Origin of the sequence: Compostibacter hankyongensis (assembly GCF_039541075.1) — a bacterium.
In the GTDB taxonomy this organism is placed as follows: Bacteria; Bacteroidota; Bacteroidia; order Chitinophagales; family Chitinophagaceae; genus Compostibacter; species Compostibacter hankyongensis.
On record NZ_BAABFN010000015.1, the window covers coordinates 1 to 1334 of the forward strand.

Consider the following 1334-nt stretch of genomic DNA (forward strand, 5'->3'; position numbering starts at 1 on the left):
GGCCTTCATAGTTGCGTATTCATGATCAAGACACTCAGTACAGCGGACCTGGTGGTGGTGGTTTTGTTATTGCTGTTTTTGGTAATCACCAGCCTGTATTCGAGCTTTCACAAAAAGAGCTCCGAAGAATACTTCATGGCGGACCGGTCGCTGAAGTGGTACTCGGTGGCGGGCTCGATCTTCGGGACCAACATCCATGCCCAGCAGATCATCGGGATGATGGGGGTGGGCTACTCGATCGGCTTCGCGCAGAGCCATTACGAGCTGCTGGCGATCCCGGCGATCCTGATCCTGGTGTATGTGTTCATCCCGGTTTACCGCAAGCGGAACTTCTTTACGCTGTCGCAATTCTTGGAAGACCGGTTCAACGCCCATGCCCGGCTGGTATATACGGTGCTGATGCTGGCCTTCATCATGACGCAGCTGATCGCGGACTTCTATATCGGCAGCCGTATCCTGGGCCTGCTGTTCAGCGGGGAGGGCTCGGGGCTGACCTATCTGCAGGGCATCCTGATCATCGCCGCCGCTACGGTGATCTTTACCATCTTCGGGGGGATGGTGTCGGTGGTGATCGCCGATAATATCCTGACGGTGATCATGCTGATCGCGGTGCTGCTGATGGGGACGCTGACCTACCTGCAGCCGGAGATCGGCGGATTTGGTCATTTCCTGGCCATGGACCACCTGGAGGCCAACCGGATGCACCTGTATCTGCCGTCCAGCGATGCGGATCTGCCGTGGCTGGGCATCTTTACCGGACTGTTCATCATCCACTTTTTCTACTGGACCACCAACCAGTACCAGGTCCAGCGGGTGCTGGCGGCCAAGACGGAACGGGATGCGAAGCTGGGCTCCATCATGGCGGGGATGCTGAAGCTGGTGATCCCGTTTTTCTCGATCGGGGCGGGAGCGGCCGCCTATTACCTGTTCCGGTCGCGTTACGGAGCAGGCGTGGTCAAACCGGACGATACCTTTCTGATGCTGCTGGAGACGGTCGTGCCGGCGGGCTACGGGCTGATCGGGCTGGTGCTGGCCGGGATCATCTGTGCGATCTTCTCGGCGGTGTACTCGATGATGAACTCGGTATCGACGATGATGGCCTATGATATTTATCGCAAATACATCAAGCCGCAGGCTTCTGACCGTCAGACGGTCCGTTTTGGTCAGCTGAGCGTGGGGTTGATCTGTGCGCTGGCCTCGGTGCTGGCCTTTACGACCTATGACCCTACCTCGTCGGACAACTTCTTTCTGATCCTGGCCAACCAGGCGTCGTATATCAAGCCGGGGTTGGTGATCGTATTTTTCTGGGGGGTGTTCTGGCGCAGGACGAATGC

The 1334-nt window shown here is 57.6% G+C and carries 1 protein-coding gene; it reads left to right on the top strand.

The features are described 5' to 3' along the window. Positions 1-21: 21 nt before the first annotated feature. Positions 22-1334: SLC5 family protein (locus ABD851_RS14420; protein WP_344980501.1), on the top strand; the 1313-nt coding region annotated here is incomplete at its 3' end.